Origin of the sequence: Streptomyces sp. NPDC058295, assembly GCF_042880655.1 — a bacterium.
Classification (GTDB): Bacteria; Actinomycetota; Actinomycetes; order Streptomycetales; family Streptomycetaceae; genus Streptomyces; species Streptomyces coriariae.
This window is the reverse complement of sequence record NZ_JBHVYO010000002.1, coordinates 222833-240549: the sequence shown is the minus strand read 5'-3', so window position 1 is coordinate 240549 and position 17717 is coordinate 222833. Positions and strand designations below refer to the sequence as shown.

Here is a 17717-nt window from a genome sequence, read left to right as displayed (position 1 = left end):
GCTCGACGAGCGGCGTCACGACGACGTCGCGGCACCCGCTCCGGAGTCGTCACCGGCGTCGGACGCACCGGCCGCTGCGGTACGGATTTCCGTACCCGAAGCGGTCGGAGTCCCCGTGGTCAGCAAGGAGAAATACGCGCCGAAGGAATCCGCCAGGCTCGCCAGGAGTTCCTTCCCCTTTTCCGCGGACCCCAGGGAAGGACGGCCGATGACGCCCGAATCGGTATAGGCGGACATTCCCAGCGTGAGCAGATGACGGCGGTCGTCCGCGACGAAATCGGCCGACTCATAACCGGGCCGGACGAGTTCGGGGTGGGCGTGCAACAGGATCGAGGTCTCGATCTCCCCGGCGTGCATGTCGGTGAGCAGCGAGGTCGACACCCCGGACCGCTCCAGCGCCGCCTCCCAGTCCTCCGGGGCCGGGAAGAGGGCCATCCGCTCACCTGCGGCGGAGGACTCCTGGACGACGTTGCCCAGGACGTAGTTCCCGCCGTGTCCGTTGACCAGCACCAAGGCCTCGACGCCCGAGCGGCGCAGCGACGCCGCTATGTCCCGTACCACCGCGTGAAGGGTCACGGAGGAGATGCTGACGGTTCCCGGCCAGGCCGCGTGCTCGTGCGAGCAGGCGATGGTCACCGGCGGGAGGAGGTGCACCGGGTACGCTCCGGCGATCTCCCGGGCGATGGCACAGGCGACCAGTGTGTCGGTGGCCAACGGCAGGTACGGTCCGTGCTGTTCGAAGCTTCCGACGGGCAGGACCGCCACCTGTGTCGAGACGCCGGCGCCCCGGGTCCGAACGTCCTCGGACGTGTCCGTCGGCACCAGTCCGTACGCCGCCGACCGTATTTCCGAACCACTCATTTCTTCCCGGCCCTTCGTCTCTGCTTAGGAACCAGATCATGACAGAAAAAATTGGCGTACTCGGCACGAAGACCCCGCAGCGCACCGGTGTGGAACGCGTGGTGAATGCACCCCTGCCCACCGTGTACGGGAATTTCCAGGCGGTCGGATACATGGACCACGACCGCGGTGACGAGCAAGTGGCTCTGGTGTACGGCGAGATCGGCACCGAGGACGTGCTGACCCGGCTGCACTCGGAGTGCCTGACCGGCGACGCGTTCGGCTCCCAGCACTGCGAGTGCGGCGACCAGCTGGCGTCCGCGCTGCGGGCGGTCGTCGCCGAGGGCCGCGGCGTGGTCGTCTACCTGCGCGGGCACGAGGGCCGGGGCATCGGGCTGCTCGGCAAGCTGCGGGCGATGGCGCTGCAGGCGGAGGGCCTGGACACCGTCGAGGCGAACGTCGCGCTCGGCTTCCCGGTCGACGCCCGCGACTACAAGGTGGCCGCCGACATCCTGCGCGACCTGGGCGTCGACTCCGTCCGCCTGATGTCGAACAACCCGCGCAAGCGCGAGGCGCTGGTGGACAACGGCATCCGGGTCGCCGAGGAGGTCCCGCTGCTGATCGAGCCGTGCGAGAACAACATCACCTACCTGCGCACCAAGCGGGAGCGCCTGGACCACCGGCTGCCCCACCTGGACGCGGTGGCGCACTGGTCCTGACCGCGCGTGGAACCGCCGACCCGAACGGGTAGGGATCACGGCGGCCATGGCGTACGACAGCCCCGGTCCCGGCGTACGGGCCGGTGCCGCCGTGACAAGGAGCCGCTCGGGTGAACACGCATGCCTCGGTAGTCGTCATCGGCGGCGGGGTGATGGGCACGAGCATCGCCTACCACCTCGCCGCCGCCGGCGTCCGTGACGTCCTGCTGGTGGAGCGCGACGAACTCGCCGCGGGTTCGACCTCGAAAGCCGCCGGCGGGGTGCGCGCCCAGTTCTCCGACGAGCTGAACATCCAGCTCGGGGCGCGCAGCCTGGAGACCTTCGGGCGGTTCGAGGAGGAGACCGGGTACGACATCGGGCTGCACCGCGTCGGCTACCTCTTCCTGCTGTCCACGCCCGAGGAGGTCGCCTCCTTCGAGGCGGGCGTGCGGCTCCAGAACGCGCTCGGGGTGCCCAGCCGCATGATCGACCCGGCCGAGGCACGGCGCCTCTCCCCGCTGATCCGCACCGACGGGTTACTCGCGGCCGCGTTCTCGCCCGACGACGGGCACTGCACCCCGGAGGCCGTCGTCCACGGGTACGCGGCCGCCGCCCGCCGGTACGGGGCGCGCATCCTGCGGCACACCGCGGTCACCGGCATCGAACGGCAGGGCGCCACGATCACCGCCGTGCAGACCACTCTCGGACGCGTCACCACCGACACGGTGGTCTGCGCGGCCGGCGCCTGGTCCCGGGCCGTCGGCGCGATGGCCGGCGTGGAGCTGCCGGTACAGCCGCTGCGCCGCCAGATCGCGGTCACCGAACCGGTCCCCGGCCTGCCGCCGGACCTCCCCATGACGATCGACTTCACCAGCAGCCTCTACTTCCACGGCGAGGGCCCCGGTCTGCTGGTCGGCATGTCGGACCCCGACGAACGGCCGGGCTTCGCCACCGACACCCACGACCGGTGGATCCCCCGCCTCGCCGCGGCCATGGAGCGCCGCGCCCCCGCCCTTCTCGACCTGCGCCGCACGGGTGGCTGGGCGGGGCTGTACGAGGTCACCCCGGACCACAACGCGCTGATCGGCGAGGCGTCTTCGGTATCCCGTTTTCTGTATGCGACCGGCTTCTCCGGCCATGGTTTCCTCCAGGGGCCGGCCGTCGGCGAGGTCGTCCGCGACCTGTGTCTGGGCCGCGTACCCTTCGTGGACGTCACCCCCCTGAGCGCCGACCGTTTCGCGGCCGACGCCCCGCGTCCGGAGGCCAATCGCGTATGACCGAACTGCACCTGTGGCTGCGGCACGAGGTCCGTACCACCGAACGGCGCACCCCGGTCGTCCCCGACGACGCCCGCCGCCTCGTCGAGGCCGGTGTGGAACTGACCGTCGAGGACTCCCCGCAGCGCGTCTTCCCGGCGCGGGAGTACGAGGCCGTCGGCGCCCGGATCGTCCCCGCCGGCTCCTGGACGTCCGCGCCGTCCAAGACGGTCGTCCTCGGCCTGAAGGAACTCCCGGACCAGCCCGAACAGCTGAGCCACCGTCATATCTTCTTCGGGCACGCGTACAAGCAACAGCCGGGTGCCGCAGCCCTGTTGCGTCGGTTCGCCGCCGGGGGAGGGGCGCTCCTGGACCTGGAGTACCTGGTCGACGACGAAGGCCGCCGGCTCGCCGCCTTCGGTTTCTGGGCCGGATACCTGGGCGCCGCACTCGCGGTCCTCCAGCACCGGGGTCGGCTCACCGCCCCCCTGCGTCCCACCGGCAAGGCCGAGTTGGACGAGACCCTGCGTCCGGCCGCCGGGGACGAGGAGTTCGCCGCCCTCGTCGTCGGCGCCCTGGGCCGCAGCGGCCGGGGTGCGCAGGCCGCGTTCGCCACGGCCGGAGCCGAACCCACCCGCTGGGACCTGGCGGAGACCGGCGAACTGGACCGTACCGCCCTGCTCGCCCACGACGTGATGGTCAACTGCGTCCTCGCCACGACCCCGGTACCGCCGTTCGTCCGCGAGCAGGACCTCGACGACCCGGCCCGCCGACTGCGCACCCTCTCCGACGTCACCTGCGACGTGGGCTCACCCCTCAACGTCCTGCCGGTGTACGACCGCACCACCGAGTGGACGGACCCGGTCCGCCGGTTGCGCAAGGAACCCCCGCTCGACCTGATCGCCATCGACAACCTGCCGTCCCTGCTGCCGCGCGAGTCCAGCGTCGACTTCTCGGCGGACCTGACACCCCGGCTGATGGACTTCGGCGCCGGCGGCCCGTGGGGCCGCTGTCTGGACCGCTTCCGTCTGGCCTCCCGCGAACTCGATGTGACAGAAGAGGAGTTCGGCCGTGGCTGACCTGGTTCCGGCGACCGGCACCGTCCACTGGATCGGCGCAGGACTCTCCACGGGCAGCGGCCTGGCCGCCCTGTGCGAGCACACCGACGGCGTACGGCTGTGGCACCGCACGGTGGAGCGGGCGGCCGAGGCCCTCGACCGGCTGGGTCTGACCGGACGCGCCGAGCCGCTCGCCTACACCCTCGACGCGCTCACCGGGCGACTGGCGCCCGGGGACGTCGTGGTGTCGATGCTGCCCGCGTCCGAGCACCCGGCGCTGCTGGCGGCGTGCGTGTCCCGGCGGGCCCACTTCGCGTGCTCCAGCTATGTCTCCGACGCGGTGCTGGAGCAGGTGCCCGCGGCCACCGGAGCTGGACTCGTCGTGCTCACCGAGGCCGGGCTCGACCCGGGCATCGACCACCTCTTCGCGCACAGCCTGGTGGCGCGCGCCCGGCGGGTGATCGGCGACGACACGGCGGCCTCGTACCGCCTCACCTCGTACTGCGGGGGCATCCCGGCCGTTCCCAACGACTTCAGGTACCGCTTCAGCTGGGCACCCTTCGGCGTCCTCAACGCCCTGCGCTCGCCCGCGCGTTACGTCGAGAACGGCACCGAGACCGTGGTCGGCCGGCCCTGGGAGGCCACCCGGGATCACCTCGTCGACGGCGAGACCTTCGAGGTCTACCCCAACCGCGACAGCGTTCCGTTCATCGAACAGTACGAGCTGCCACGGGCGTGGAAGCCGCAGACCTTCGTACGCGGCACCCTGCGCCTGGACGGCTGGCTGCGGGCCTGGGACACGGTCTTCGAGCGGCTGAGGACGGACGACGACGCCGGGATCGCCGCGCTGGCCCAGGAGTTGGCGGCCACCTACCCGACCACGGACACCGACCGCGACCGCGTGGTCCTCGCAGTGTCGCTGGAGGTGCGGGTGCCCGGGAACGGCACGGGTGACGCGGGCGCCGCAGGCGATCAGGTCGGGGGAGACCTCGACGGCACGGTGTGGTCCGGGAGTTACCTCCTGGACCTGGAGGGCGACGAGGAGGAGAGCGCGATGGCACGCTGCGTCTCCCGACCGCTCGCCCTGGGCGTCCGGCGCATCCTGGACGGCTCCCTGCCACCCGGGCTGAGCCGCGCGGCCGAGACGGCATCGCGCTCCGAGGAATGGCTTCGTGAACTCGGTGACCAGGGACTCGAGTTCACGCTGCGGGTCGCGGGCTGACGGGCCGGTCAGTCGTTGATCGCGTCGTGCACCAGCCGCTTGAGCTCGGGGTAGAGCTTCAGAGACTTCCGCGGCCTCAGCTGGGTCAGGAACTGGACACTCAGATCGCGGCTCGGGTCGACCCAGAAGGTGGTCGTGGCGACACCGCTCCAGCCGTAGGTACCGAGCCCGGAGGGTGCCTGGGTGCGGCTCGGGTCGGTCACCACGGAGACCCCGAGACCGAAGCCCACGCCGTCGTTGCCGGGTTCGTCGTGGGCGGGGCGGCTGCCGAAGGTACGCAGGTCGGCGCCGCCGGGGAGGTGGTTGCGGGTCATCAGGTCGACCGTCTCGGGCCGAAGCAGGCGTACGCCGTCGAGCTCGCCGCGGCGGCGCAGCAGCTCACTGAAACGGTGGATATCGTATGCGGTCGCCACCATACCGCCGCTGCCCGACAGGAAGCGGGGGCGGCCGAACAGCGGCAGGCCCGGGATCCGCTCGATCCCCCCGCTGTCGGCGTCGCTGTACAGCTCCGCCAGTCGGCCGGCCTGTTCGTCCGTGACCTGGAAGCCGGCGTCCGGCATGCCGAGCGGGCGGAAGATCCGGTCGGCGATGAACTCGTCCAGCGGCCGGCCGGAGACGACCTCGATGATCCGGCCCAGGACGTTGGTCGCCACCGAGTAGTTCCACTGCGTGCCCGGCTCGAACTGGAGCGGCAGCCGCGCGTACGCCTCCACCGTCCCGGCCAGGTCCGAGCCCGGCAGCACCGCCGACTCCAGACCGGCCTCGCGGTACAGGGCGTCGACGGGGTGGCAGTGGTAGAAGGCGAAGGTCAGGCCCGCGGTGTGGGTCATCAGGTGCTTCACCAGCAGGGGCTGCCCGACCGGGCGGGTGGTGAGGCCGGCGCCCGAGCCCTCCACGTACACCCGCTGGTCGGCGAAGGCCGGGAGGTGGTCGGCGACCGGGTCGTCGAGGCGCAGCCGGCCCTCCTCGACCAGTATCAGTGCGGCGACCGAGGTGACCGGCTTGGTCATCGAGTAGATCCGGTAGAGGGTGTCGGCCTCGACCGGCAGTCCGGCGGCGATGTCACGGTGGCCGTGCGCGGTGAGGTGGGCGACCCGGCCGCCGCGGGAGACGGACACGAGGAACCCGGGCAGGCGCCCCTCGTCGACGAAGTGCGCGATGTGCTGGTCGAGCCGGTCCAGCGCCTTCGCGTCCAGCCCGACCTCGCTCGGGTCGACCTCTTGCCGCAGCAGTGCCATGGTTTTCCTCCGGTGCGCTTGTTCAAGGTGCGGTCCCGGCCTACCCCGCCCGGACGACCTCAGACCTCATGGTCGCGTAGGGAACGCGTGTGCGGACCCCTTTCGGCGCCGTGATCGGTGTGCGTTGCGTCGCTTCCGCCAGCCGGGGCACCTGGGGGAGGCCCGACGGGAGGGGTGGCCGGCACGGTCCGCGAACCGCCCGGCAGCGCCCGGCAGACCGGTAGCGCCGCCGCGGCCACGAACGCCAGTACGACCAGGGGTGAGCGCGTCGCCCCGAGGTCCATGAGTACGGTCGCCGAAGCCACCCCCAGCACCGGCCCGACGTTCATCGCGGTCTGCTGCAGTCCGCCGGCCACCCCGGCCGACTCCGCGGGGGCCTGCCGTACGACGACATGGGTCGCCGCGACCATCACGGTGCCGAACCCGGCGCCCACCAGCGCGAACCCGGCGCAGAGAGCGACCGGCGCCGAGGCCCGGGCGAGGACGAGGAGACCGGCGGCGAGGACGACCATCGCTCCGGCGACCGTGGCCCGGGCGCCTGACCGGCGCAGCAGGACGGCGGAGGTGGGGGCGGCGGCCACCAGCAGCGCGGCCAGCGGGAGGCTGAGCAGCGCGCTGCGCAGCGGGGTCAGTCCCAGGTCGTCCTGGAGTACGTAGACGCAGGTCAGCAGTCCGCCGTTGAGGGCCGCGGACGCGATGACGAGCACGCCGAGCGCCCCGCCCACCGCCCGGGAGGCCACGACCTCCGGTGGCAGCAGCGGGGAGTCCGTCCGGCGCTCGTGCCGTAGGAAGGCGGCGCCGGCGAGGAGGGCGACCGGCGCCGACCACGTCACGCCGGGGAGGGTGACAAGGGTGTGCACCAGGCAGGCCAGGGCCACGGCGAGCAGCAGGGCGCCGGGCAGGTCGAGCGGGACGCCGGCGGCGGGACCCGGACGGCCCCGACCGTCCCGGCGGTCCCGGGAGGCGAGGGCCAGCAGGCCGAACACCAGCGCGGGCACGATGTTGAGGAGGAACACGGCCCGCCAGCCGAACTCGGTGGCCAGCGCGCCGCCCACCACAGGTCCGGCCGCCGCGGCCACCCCGATGGACGCGGTGCGCACGGCGATCGGCGTCCGCAGCCGCTCGGGCGGGTAGGCGGCCCGCAGCATCCCCAGTGTGGCCGGCTGCAACAGCGCTCCGAAGATCCCCTGCACGACCCGCAGCCCGATCACCCAGCCGATGTCCGACGCCAGTGCGATGCCCGCCGAGGCGGCGCCGAAGCCGAGCATGCCGAGGGCGAAGGTGCGCCGGTGTCCGTAACGGTCCCCGAGCCGCCCGGCGAACACCAACAGGCCCGCCACCGCGACGAGATACCCGGTGCTGGTCCACTGGACCTGGGTGAAGGAGGCGCCCAGGTCACGGCGCAGGGTGGGCTGGGCGACGGTGAGCACGGTGCCGTCCAGGGCGACCACCATCGCGCCGGCCACGCTGCTCGCCAGCGTGAGGGGCAGGGAGGGGCGGGAACGCTTCACCGGTCGGCCTCCGGCCCGAGATGCGCGTCCAGGGCCGTTCGTAGAAGGGGCACGAAGTCATCGCTGCCCGTGGCGAGTTGGAGACTTCCCCAGCGCCAGAGCTGGGCGATGCCGTGCAGGTTCGCCCACAGCGCGCCGGCGACCGACCGGGCGTCACCGTCGGGCCGGACCCGGCCGACCAGGTCCACCAGGACGCCGAACAGGGGCAGGCTGGTGTCCCGCAGCCGCAAGTGACCGCTCTCCAACAAGTCGTGACGGAACATCAGCTCGTACATGCCTGGGCTGTGCAGCGCGAACTCCAGGTAGGTGCCCGCCAGTTCGGTGAGCTGATCGCGAGGGTCGGCGGTGCCGTCGCCGAGGGTCGTCCTCACCCGGGCGCCCAGCTGGGCGAAGCCGCGGTGGGCGATGGCCGACAGCAGCTCCAGATGGGTGGGGAAGTAGCGGCGCGGCGCACCGTGCGAGACGCCGGCCCGGCGTGCGATCTCCCGCAGGGTGAGCGCTCCGGCGCCCTCCTGGGAGACCAGGTCCACGCCGACGTCGACGAGACGGGTCCGCAGATCGGGGTCCGGCGTTTCGGAGGCCGACCTTGCGGAGTCCGACTCTTCGGGGTGCGGCGTTTCGGGGTGCGGCGTTTCGGGGTCGCTCATAGACACTGTCTACCAGGTGACGTAGACAGTGTCTACTCACTCACGGTGGATCGCGGCGGGGGAAATGCGGTCGGGGGGAATGCGGTGCGGGGCGCCGCCGGTTGTGTCGACATGACTCAGGACACGACGCAGAACGCGCTGCTCGCACTGCTCTCCGAGGGCCGCGGTGGGGTACTGGTCACCCTCAAGCGCGACGGCCGCCCCCAGTTGTCGAACGTCAGCCACCGCTACTACCCGGACGAGGGCGTCATCCGGATCTCCGTCACGGACGACCGCGCCAAGACCCGCAACCTGCGGCGCGACCCCCGGGCGTCGTACCACGTCACGGCGTCCGACCGGCGCGCCTACACGGTCGCCGAGGGCACCGCCGACCTCTCGGCGGTCGCGAAGGACCCCTACGACGCCACCGTGGAGGAACTGGTCCGCCTCTACCGCGACCTGGTGGGCGAGCATCCCGACTGGGACGACTACCGCGCCGCCATGGTCCGCGACCGCCGCCTGGTGCTGCGCCTCCGGGTGGAGCGGGCGTACGGCATCCCCAAGGGCACCAACGACGGTTAGCCGGTAGGCCTGTTGCCGCCGTTGCCGCCTTCGCCGTTGCCGTCGTCGTAGGCGTCGCTTCGGGCTTCCAGGGCGTGCAGGACGGCGACCATGTCCGCGCCCGCGTGGCCCAGCGCCACGGTCTCCTCGAACAGGGTGTGACAGGTGTCGAGGAGCGGGGAGGCCAGGCCGGACGCGCGTGCGGCGTCGGCGATGAGGCGGTTGTTCTTCAGGACGTCCAGCGCGGCGGCCTGCACCGCGAAGTCGCCCGTCAGCAGCTTGGGCGCCTTCATCCGCGAGACGCCGCTCGCCAGGGGGCCGGCCGCCACGACGTCCAGGAACAGCCGCCGGTCCAGCCCCTGCCGCTCCGCGAAGTGGAATGCCTCGGTGAGGCCGGTCACCTGCGTGATCAGGAACAGGTTCACCGCGAGCTTCATCAGCAGCGCGCCGGGCGCCGGGCCGCAGCGGAACGTCTCGTGACACAGGGGGGCGAGCAGCGGCCGTACGGTGTCCACGGCCTCGTCCGCACCGGCGAGCATCGCCACCAGCCGGCCCTGCTCGGCCGGGACCCGTGAGCCGGACACGGGCGCCTCGACGTAGCGGCCACCCGCCGCGAGCACGTCCGCCTCCAGTGCGCCCGAGTACTCGGGCGAGGTCGTGCCCATGGTGACGACCACGCGTCCGGTGACCAACGGGCCGAAGTCCGGGGTGCCGCGGCCGAGGACGGTGTCGACGGCGGACTCGTCGGCCAGCATGAGGATCACGACGTCGGCGCGGGCGAACACCCCGGCGGGGTCCGCCGCGACTTCGGCGCCGGCCGCCCGCAGCGCCTCGGCGGGGGCCGTCGAACGGTTCCACACCACGAGGGGTGTCCCGGCGCGGGCCAGCCGCAGCGCCATGGGGTGGCCCATCACGCCCAGACCGATGAATCCGACCCGCACGACGGCCGCCTTTCCCTGTGTCCTATGACCGCGGTCATAGTAGCGAATCCTATGACGGCGGTCATAGGATTCCCCTTTCACAGGATTCGGCGAGTGCGCCAGCCCGGAGGAGGCCGACCATGCCGGTGCCCGAACGCGGACCCCGTGAGCGGATGGTCTTCAGCGCGGCCCAGCTCATCCGCCGCGACGGAGTCGGCGCGACCGGAATGCGGGAGGTCGCCGTCCACGCCGGTGCGCCCCGGGGCTCGCTCCAGCACTACTTCCCGGGTGGCAAGCAGCAGCTCGTCAACGAGGCCGTGGACTGGGCGGGCCGCTACGCCGGCAGACGCGTGGCCCGATTCCTGGACGAGTCGGCCCGGGCCGGCGCGCCGACTCCCGCCGGGCTCTTCGCCGCGATGGTGCGCCAGTGGACGGACGAGTACGCGGCGTCCGGGTTCGCCGCCGGGTGTCCCGTCGCCGCCGCGACCGTCGACTGCGCGGCCTCCGGCGACGCCACCCGGGAGGCCGCGGCCGCCGCGTTCGCCAGCTGGACCGGCCCGGTCGCCGAGGCTCTGACCGGCATGGGCGTCCCGGCGGCCCGGGCCGGCGCACTCGCCACCCTCATGATCAGCGCCCTGGAGGGGGCGATCCTGATCGCCCGGGCGGAACGGGACGTCCGGGCGCTGACGACGGTCGCGACGGAGCTGGCTCCACTGCTGGACGCGGCCGTCGAGCGGGCTGTTCCCGGCGTTTCCCAGGGGTGAGCGTCACCCCTGCCCGTCCGCTCCTGCCCGTCCGCCCCCCCACCCGTCACCCTGCCCCGCCGGCCCGCACGGCCGCCGAGCCCCCGGCGCCGAGAAGCCGGCCGGGGGCTCGGGAGGCGCGGAAACGGGAGCCACGGAAATCCCGTTTCAGAGATGCGCCGTCACGGATTTCGGGGAGTTACGACGTCACGGAGTACCCGGAGCGGGCCCGGGGCGGACCCGGGATCAGGCGGTAACCGTTTCCGGCTGTGACGCCTTTCGCGCGCCCCGCTCGCCCAGCTGCTCCGTCGGGATCTTCGCGGTCTCCCGGGCCGACAGGGCCGCGATCACCGGCGGGACGCACAGCGCCGCCGTGAAGAGGGCCACCGAGGACCAGCCGTCGCCGTCCGGGCCCGCGATCTGGGCGGCGAAGGTGACCGCGAAGCCGGCCACCGCGAAGCCGATCTGGGTGCCGATCGCCATGCCGGACAGGCGGACACGGGTGGAGAACATCTCACCGTAGAAGGAGGGCCACACGCCGTTCGCGGCGCTGTAGACCACGCCGAAGGTGGCGATACCCAGCAGCATGATCAGCGGGTAGGAGCCGGTGGAGATCGCCCACAGGTAGGCGAACATCATCACCGCGCTGCCGGCCGCGCCGATCAGGAACACCGGACGGCGGCCGACGCGGTCGGAGAGCGTGGCCCAGGCCGGGATGGCCGCCAGCGCGACCACGTTGGCCAGCGCGCCCACCCACAGCATGGAGGTGCGGCTCATCCCGACCGAGTCGCTGGTGGCATAAGCCAACGCCCACACCGTGAAGATGGTGCTGACCGAGGCGACGAGCGCGCCCGCGACCACCCGCAGGACGTCCGCCCAGTGGTCGCGCATCAGTACCGCCAGCGGCAGCTTGACGACCTCGCCGGTGGCCTGCTGGGCGGCGAAGGCCGGGGTCTCCTCCAGCTTGCGGCGGATGACGTAGCCGACGACGGCGACCGCGATGCTCAGCCAGAACGGGACCCGCCAGCCCCAGGACAGCAGTTGCTTCTCGGGGAGGGCCGCGATCGGGATGAAGACGAGCGTGGCGAGGAGCTGACCGCCCTGGGTGCCGCTGAGGGTGAAACTGGTGAAGAAGCCCCGCCGCTCCGACGGCGCGTGTTCCAGCGTCATCGAGTTCGCGCTGGCCTGTTCCCCGGCCGCGGAGATGCCCTGGAGGACGCGGCACAGCACCAGCAGGACGGGCGCGAGCGTGCCGACCTGCGCGCGGGTGGGCAGGCAGCCGATGAGGAACGTCGAGACGCCCATCAGGATGAGCGTGAAGACCATGATCTTCTTGCGGCCCACGCGGTCGCCGAAGTGGCCGAGGAAGAGCGCGCCGACGGGCCGGGCCGCGTAGGCGACACCGAAGGTGGCCAGCGACAGCAGGGTCGCGGTGGCCGGGTCGGACTCGTCGAAGAAGACCTTCGGGAAGATCAGTGCTGCCGCGCTGCCGTAGATGAAGAAGTCGTAGTACTCCAGAGCGCTGCCGATCCAGGCCGCCATGGCGGCTTTCCTCGGCTGGCCGGGAGGTGCGGCGGGGACGGACACGGCGTGCTCCTTCGAGGGAACTCCAACGTACGTGGAGTGAGACAAGGGGAGTAGGGCCGGTTCCCTGGGGTGCGGGGCGGCTGCGCCGGGTGCGTGCCCGGCTAATTAACCCACTGGGTAGTTAGTAGCGGATGGCTACGGATGTTGCGCTGATGTTTCTCCGCTGTCAATAGGCGGCGCCGAAGGATCTTCGACGGAGGTGCCGCGTCGTTCCACCAGGACGGTCCGCCTGCTCGGCGCCGCTCGGCCCCTCCGGCCGGCCTGCCGCACCGCCGGTCGAGCCGGCCCCTCGAGCCGGCCCGCCCGATCGGCCGCCCGGTCAGTCCGCCGTGCGCTCCGCCGTCAGATAGGCGATCACCATGTCGCCGAGCATGGCCCGGTAATGCTCCCGCTGGGCCGGGTCCACCAGGTCGCGGCCGAACAGGGCGCCGAACGTGTGCCGGTTGGCCACCCGGAAGAAGCAGAAGGAGCTGATCATCGCGTGCAGGTCCACGGCGTCCACCTCGGCCGTGAACAGGCCGGACTCCCGGCCGGAGGCCAGGATGCGGCCGATCACGTCGAGCGCGGGGGAGCCGATCCGCCCGAGCTTCTCGGAGGCGGCGATGTGCTCGGCCTCGTGGATGTTCTCGATGCTCACCAGGCGGATGAAGTCGGGGTGCTGCTCGTGGTGGTCGAAGGTCAGCTCCGCCAGCCGGCGGATCGCCGCGACCGGGTCGAGGTGCTCGACGTCGAGCTGCTGCTCGGCCTCGCGGATCACCCCGTACGCCCGCTCCAGGACGGCGGTGAAGAGCCGTTCCTTGCCGCCGAAGTAGTAGTAGATCATCCGCTTGGTCGTGCTGGTGCGGGCGGCGATGTCGTCGACCCGGGCCCCGGCGTAGCCGACCCGGGCGAACTCCAGCGTCGCCACGTCGAGGATCTCGGCGCGGGTCCGGGCGGCGTCGCGCAGGCGCCCGTTGCCGTGGGGTCGTGCCGGTTCGTCGACGCTGGTCATCCAGGTTCCTTCGGGCGGCGTGGGTGCAGTGTCGAGATTCTAGAAGCCCCTCCCCGTCCCGTGACGTGAGAGGGCTTCCCTCGGAGTCCGCCTTGGTGTTATGACTAACTCACCAGTTCGTACATTAGCCAGCCGATCAGGAGGTCCGCCGTGGCCGTCGTCTTCAAGGACTCGTATCTCGTCGGACTGATCGGCTCCGGCATCGGACCGTCCCTCAGCCCGGCGCTGCACGAGCGGGAGGCCGACCGGCAGGGTCTGCGGTACCTGTACCGGCTCATCGACGTCGACGTGCTGGGTCTGGGGCCCGAGGCGGTGGGCGACCTGGTGCGCGCCGCCCGTGACCTCGGTTTCGACGGGCTCAACATCACGCACCCGTGCAAGCAGCTGGTCATCCCGCACCTCGACGCGCTCGCGCCGCAGGCCGAGGCGCTCGGCGCGGTCAACACCGTGGTCTTCGAGGACGGCCGGGCCATCGGCCACAACACCGACGTCACCGGTTTCGCCGCCTCCTTCGCGCGTGGTCTGCCCGACGTGCCGCTGGAGCGGGTGGTGCAGGTGGGCGCCGGAGGGGCGGGCGCCGCCGTCGCGCACGCCACCCTCACGCTGGGCGCCGGCCAGGTCACCGTCGTGGACGCGCTGGCCGACCGGGCCGCGGATCTCGCCGGTTCCCTCGACCGGCACTTCGGACCCGGCCGGGCCGCGGCCGCGGGGCCCGACCTGCTGGCCGATCTGCTCGCCAGGGCCGACGGCGTCGTACACGCCACCCCCACCGGCATGGCCGCCCACCCCGGCCTGCCCTTCCCGGCCGGGCTGCTGCGCCCCGACCTGTGGGTCGCCGAGGTCGTCTACCGTCCGCTGGAGACCGAGCTGCTGCGCACCGCGCGCGCGGTCGGCTGCGCCACTCTGGACGGGGGCGGCATGGCCGTCTTCCAGGCCGTGGACGCCTTCCGGCTGTTCACCGGCCGCGAGCCGGACAGCGTCGGCATGCTGGCCGACTTCGCGGAGCTGGCCCGTGGTGCGGAGCACTCGGCGGGCCATGCGGTATGACGGCCGCGGGCTGTTCCGTACGACGGCCGCGGGCCACACCCCATGACAGCCCCGGGCCGTCCGCGGCCGCCGCGCCCAAGCGGCTCGGCCGCAGGATGTCCCGCCCCGCGCCCCCGACGGGTCGCGGCACAGCCCTCGAAGGAGCATGACCGTGCGTACGTCGATCGCCACCGTCTCCCTCAGCGGATCCCTCACCGAGAAGCTCACGGCCGCCGCTCGGGCCGGTTTCGACGGCGTCGAGATCTTCGAGAACGACCTGCTCGCGAGTCCCCTCACGCCGGAGGAGATCCGCGCCCGCTGCGCCGACCTCGGCCTGAGCATCGACCTCTACCAGCCGATGCGGGACGTAGAGGCGGTGCCGGCCGAGGAGTTCGCGCGCAACCTGCGCCGCGCCCGGCACAAGTTCGAGCTGATGGACAGGCTCGGCGCGGACACCGTCCTGGTCTGCTCCAGCGTCTCCCCGCTCGCGGCCGACGACGACGCGCTCGCCGCCGGGCAGCTGAGCGAACTGGCGGGCCTGGCGGAGGACTTCGGCATTCGCGTCGCCTACGAGGCGCTCGCCTGGGGACGGCACGTCAGCACCTACGACCACGCCTGGCGGATCGTCGAGGCGGCCGGCCACCCCGCGCTCGGCACCTGCCTGGACAGTTTCCACATCCTGTCCCGGAACTCCGATCCGAAGGACCTCGAAGGCATCGAGGACATCCCCGGCGAGAAGATCTTCTTCCTCCAGCTGGCCGACGCCCCGCTGCTCGGCATGGACGTCCTCCAGTGGAGCCGCCACCACCGCTGCTTCCCCGGGCAGGGCGGCTTCGACGTCGCAGGCCTGGTGAAACACGTTCTGCGTACCGGTTACGACGGACCACTCTCGCTCGAGGTCTTCAACGACGTCTTCCGGCAGGCCGAGGCCGGCCCGACCGCCGTGGACGCCCGCCGCTCCCTGCTGATCCTCCAGGAGGAGGCCGGCATCCGGGCCCTGCCCGCGCCCGCCGCCCCCACCGGGGTGGCCTTCGCCGAACTGGTCACCCACGACGCCGAACCCGTCGCCGCCCTCCTCACCGGCCTCGGCTTCGCCCGCACCGCCCGGCACCGCGGCAAACCGGTCGAGCTGTGGGAGCAGGGCGAGGCCCGCGTCCTGGTCAACACCGGTCCGGCGGCCCGGCGCGACGGCACCACCCTCACCGCGCTCGGCCTGGAGTCCCCGGACCCCGCGGCGGCCGCCCGCCGCGCCGAGGCGCTGCTCGCCCCCGTCCTGCCGCGCCGTCGCGCCGCCGAGGACGCCCCGCTCGACGCCGTCGCCGCCCCCGACGGCACGGAACTCTTCCTGTGCGCGACGAACCGTCCCGAACTCCCCAACTGGCGCGCCGACTTCGCGGACGTACCGCACCCCCCGGCCGCCTCGGACGCCGTCCGTATCGACCACGTGGCGCTCACCCAGCCCTGGCACCACTTCGACGAGGCGGTGCTCTTCCACCGCGGTGTCCTGGGCCTCGACGCCCAGGAGAGCGTCGACGTCGCCGACCCCTACGGGCTGCTGCGCAGCCGCGCCGTCACCAACGCCGACGGCAGCGTCCGCTTCCCGCTCACCGTCGGCGCGGCCCCCGGCGACGACACCGCGCACGCCCGGCACATCGCGCTGGCCACCGACGACGTGGTCGCCGCGGCCCGCCGGTTCACCGAGGCCGGCGGACGCCTGCTGCCCATCCCGGCGAACTACTACGACGACCTCGCGGCCCGCTTCGAGTTTGAGAGCGGCGAGCTGGACACCTACCGCGATCTCGGCATCCTCTACGACCGCGACGCGCACGGCGCCTTCCGGCACTGCTACACGCACACCGTCGGCCGGGTCTTCTTCGAGCTCGTCCAGCGCGACGGCGGCTACCAGGGGTACGGCGCCGCCAACGCGCCGGTGCGGCTGGCCGCCCAGCACGCCGCGCGCTGACCTACTGCCGGCTGACCGTCCTGGTCACACCGGCGGCGACCGTCGTGGCCAGGATCCAACCGGTCACGATGAGGACGTACGACAGCGTCTGGTACCCGTCCCTCGGCGCGAACGCGCTCTCCTGCCCGAAGGAGATCACGGGCAGCAGCAGGTCGAGGGTGTAGAAGACCGGGTTGAATTCGGGTGCCTCACCCGCCTTCAGCGGGGGCGGGTGGTGCCCGGCATACGTGATCGAGCCGACCGCCAGCAGGGACAGCAGCCAGACGGCCGCGCGCAGCGGGCGGAACCCGTAGCCGACGGCCGCGTCCTGGAGATGGCCCCACACCCGGCCGTACCAGGGCAGGGTGCCGCGATGCCGGCGCTGCTTGGCCAGCTGCACCACCCGGGCCGCGCGGTCGTCGCCGGTGCGGCGGTAGGCGGCGGTCAACTGCTCGTAGGCGTGCGGGTCGAACGCGCCGTCGTCGCGTTCCAGCATCGGCAGCCGCCGTTCGGCGGGCTCGTGCGGGGTGAGGAAGGTGTAGGTGAGATCCAGCAGCCGGACCTGGTCGGGCAGCATCTCCGGCTCCAGCTGGAGCTGGCCCACCTCGGCGCGCCGCAGATTGAGCCGGCCCTCGATCGGAGGGCCCTCGCGCAGCCACAGCTCCCCGATGACACAGCTGCTGGCCCGCAGCGCGGTGCCGCCCGGGTTGGACAGCGAGGTGCGCAGCAGGTCCACCCGGCCGGGGATGCGGGAGCCGCGCAGATCGATCCGGCCGTGGGCGCGCAGCCGCCGGCCCAGCAGGTTGGCCCCCACGTCGAGGGACTCCGCGTTCAGCACATGAGCGCCGGGGTTGGTCAGTTCGGCGTCCTCCAGGTCGATCGAGCCGGTGACGGAGGCGCCGTCGAGCCGGATCAGGCCCTGGGTGCGCAGCCCGCGGGCGCAGAGGTCGTCGTCGATGGAGACCTGGTTGAGCTGGAGGACGGGCTGTGCGGGGTCCGTCGCGGTGACCTCGGCCCCGTCAAGGTACAACGCGCCCGAGATCTGCGCTCTGCTGAGATGCACCGGGCCGCGGATACGGCAGCGGGTCAGCCGTAGCCCCCCGTCGATCCGAGCGTGCGACGCGTCCAGGCCGGGCAGCTCGGAGTCGCGCAGGCTGACGTAGTTGAGCTGGGCGCCGACCAGCCGCGGAGCCTCGTCGAAGCGGCAGTGGACCAGGCGGAACATGCTGTCGACGACCGCTTGCCGCAGGTCGAGGAGACCGGTGACGCGCGCGCCGACGACTTTGAGGGCGGCTATCTCCCCCGGTTCACGGGGGCCGTTGAGGAGCAGAGCCCGCAACACGGCCGCCCGTACGCTGCGTTCGGGGCCGTCCTCGTCGCCCTGGGTGCGGAAGTCCACGGCCGCCCCCGTGGCGAAGGCCCGCCAAAGTCGCTGTTCGGCCGGTGTCAGATCGTTGATCTCCATCAGCCGCGACTCTGGCGGGCCTTGCCGAGCGGT

At 72.4% G+C, this 17717-nt stretch carries 16 protein-coding genes; 8 read left to right on the top strand and 8 right to left on the bottom strand.

Annotated elements, in window-relative coordinates; translation table 11 throughout:
• Positions 1-15 precede the first annotated feature (15 nt).
• Positions 16-861, bottom strand: coding sequence for a creatininase family protein (locus tag ACFVYS_RS03435; protein WP_389498400.1), 846 nt, complete (start codon positions 859-861; stop codon positions 16-18).
• Positions 862-899: 38 nt separating this feature from the next.
• Here ACFVYS_RS03435 and ribA point away from each other — a divergent pair, with 38 nt between their 5' ends.
• The 4 genes from ribA to ACFVYS_RS03415 all read left to right on the top strand — a co-directional run bounded on the left by ribA (position 900) and on the right by ACFVYS_RS03415 (position 5074).
• Positions 900-1559 carry a GTP cyclohydrolase II gene (gene ribA / locus ACFVYS_RS03430; protein ID WP_267021599.1) on the top strand — a complete coding sequence of 220 codons (660 nt, stop codon included), beginning with the start codon at positions 900-902 and terminating at the stop codon, positions 1557-1559.
• A 110-nt stretch (positions 1560-1669) separates the two neighbouring features.
• The gene (locus tag ACFVYS_RS03425; RefSeq protein WP_389498398.1) at positions 1670-2815 is read left to right on the top strand and encodes an NAD(P)/FAD-dependent oxidoreductase; all 1146 of its coding nucleotides are present in this window, start codon (positions 1670-1672) and stop codon (positions 2813-2815) included.
• Positions 2812-3873, top strand: coding sequence for a saccharopine dehydrogenase (locus tag ACFVYS_RS03420; RefSeq protein ID WP_389498396.1), 1062 nt, complete (start codon positions 2812-2814; stop codon positions 3871-3873). The genes ACFVYS_RS03425 and ACFVYS_RS03420 overlap by 4 nt, the downstream gene beginning before the upstream one ends.
• Complete coding sequence (locus tag ACFVYS_RS03415; RefSeq protein WP_389498394.1) at positions 3866-5074, top strand: saccharopine dehydrogenase family protein; 1209 nt, start codon at positions 3866-3868, stop codon at positions 5072-5074. The genes ACFVYS_RS03420 and ACFVYS_RS03415 overlap by 8 nt, the downstream gene beginning before the upstream one ends.
• A gap of 8 nt (positions 5075-5082) precedes the next feature.
• Here ACFVYS_RS03415 and ACFVYS_RS03410 read toward each other — a convergent pair whose 3' ends face one another.
• From ACFVYS_RS03410 to ACFVYS_RS03400, 3 genes are read right to left on the bottom strand one after another with little or no spacing between them, the layout of a single operon-like run.
• Complete coding sequence (locus ACFVYS_RS03410) at positions 5083-6312, bottom strand: serine hydrolase domain-containing protein (RefSeq protein ID WP_389498392.1); 1230 nt, start codon at positions 6310-6312, stop codon at positions 5083-5085.
• A 59-nt stretch (positions 6313-6371) separates the two neighbouring features.
• Positions 6372-7766 carry an MFS transporter gene (locus ACFVYS_RS03405; RefSeq protein ID WP_389498623.1) on the bottom strand — a complete coding sequence of 465 codons (1395 nt, stop codon included), beginning with the start codon at positions 7764-7766 and terminating at the stop codon, positions 6372-6374.
• A 53-nt stretch (positions 7767-7819) separates the two neighbouring features.
• Complete coding sequence (locus ACFVYS_RS03400) at positions 7820-8470, bottom strand: TetR/AcrR family transcriptional regulator (RefSeq protein WP_389498390.1); 651 nt, start codon at positions 8468-8470, stop codon at positions 7820-7822.
• A gap of 111 nt (positions 8471-8581) precedes the next feature.
• On the opposite strand from ACFVYS_RS03400, the gene ACFVYS_RS03395 reads away from it, so the two are divergent.
• Positions 8582-9031 (top strand): TIGR03618 family F420-dependent PPOX class oxidoreductase, encoded by a 450-nt coding sequence (locus ACFVYS_RS03395; protein WP_389498388.1) that lies wholly within the window; start codon positions 8582-8584, stop codon positions 9029-9031.
• On the opposite strand, the gene ACFVYS_RS03390 is transcribed toward ACFVYS_RS03395, so the two are convergent.
• The gene (locus ACFVYS_RS03390) at positions 9028-9999 is read right to left on the bottom strand and encodes an NAD(P)-dependent oxidoreductase (protein ID WP_389498622.1); all 972 of its coding nucleotides are present in this window, start codon (positions 9997-9999) and stop codon (positions 9028-9030) included. The two genes, ACFVYS_RS03395 and ACFVYS_RS03390, sit on opposite strands and share 4 nt — an antisense overlap.
• Before the next feature lie 71 nt (positions 10000-10070).
• Between ACFVYS_RS03390 and ACFVYS_RS03385 the strand changes: the two genes are divergently transcribed.
• Positions 10071-10694 carry a TetR/AcrR family transcriptional regulator gene (locus ACFVYS_RS03385; RefSeq protein ID WP_389498386.1) on the top strand — a complete coding sequence of 208 codons (624 nt, stop codon included), beginning with the start codon at positions 10071-10073 and terminating at the stop codon, positions 10692-10694.
• Positions 10695-10919: 225 nt separating this feature from the next.
• Here the strand turns inward: ACFVYS_RS03385 and ACFVYS_RS03380 are convergent, their stop codons facing one another.
• Together ACFVYS_RS03380 and ACFVYS_RS03375 are read right to left on the bottom strand one after the other, a co-directional pair.
• A complete protein-coding gene (locus ACFVYS_RS03380) occupies positions 10920-12260 on the bottom strand; it encodes an MFS transporter (RefSeq protein WP_389498384.1) in 1341 nt (446 codons plus the stop codon).
• 319 nt (positions 12261-12579) lie between these two features.
• Entirely contained in the window at positions 12580-13251 is a 672-nt protein-coding gene (locus ACFVYS_RS03375) for a TetR family transcriptional regulator (protein ID WP_389498382.1), read from the bottom strand.
• 150 nt (positions 13252-13401) lie between these two features.
• On the opposite strand from ACFVYS_RS03375, the gene ACFVYS_RS03370 reads away from it, so the two are divergent.
• Both ACFVYS_RS03370 and ACFVYS_RS03365 read left to right on the top strand, forming a co-directional pair.
• Entirely contained in the window at positions 13402-14298 is an 897-nt protein-coding gene (locus tag ACFVYS_RS03370; protein WP_389498380.1) for a shikimate dehydrogenase, read from the top strand.
• A gap of 151 nt (positions 14299-14449) precedes the next feature.
• On the top strand, positions 14450-16240 hold the full coding sequence (locus ACFVYS_RS03365) for a bifunctional sugar phosphate isomerase/epimerase/4-hydroxyphenylpyruvate dioxygenase family protein (RefSeq protein WP_389498621.1): 1791 nt from the start codon (positions 14450-14452) through the stop codon (positions 16238-16240).
• A gap of 1 nt (position 16241) precedes the next feature.
• Here ACFVYS_RS03365 and ACFVYS_RS03360 read toward each other — a convergent pair whose 3' ends face one another.
• Positions 16242-17684, bottom strand: a complete 1443-nt coding sequence (locus ACFVYS_RS03360) for a membrane-associated oxidoreductase (protein ID WP_389498378.1) — start codon at positions 17682-17684, stop codon at positions 16242-16244.
• Positions 17685-17717 lie beyond the last annotated feature (33 nt).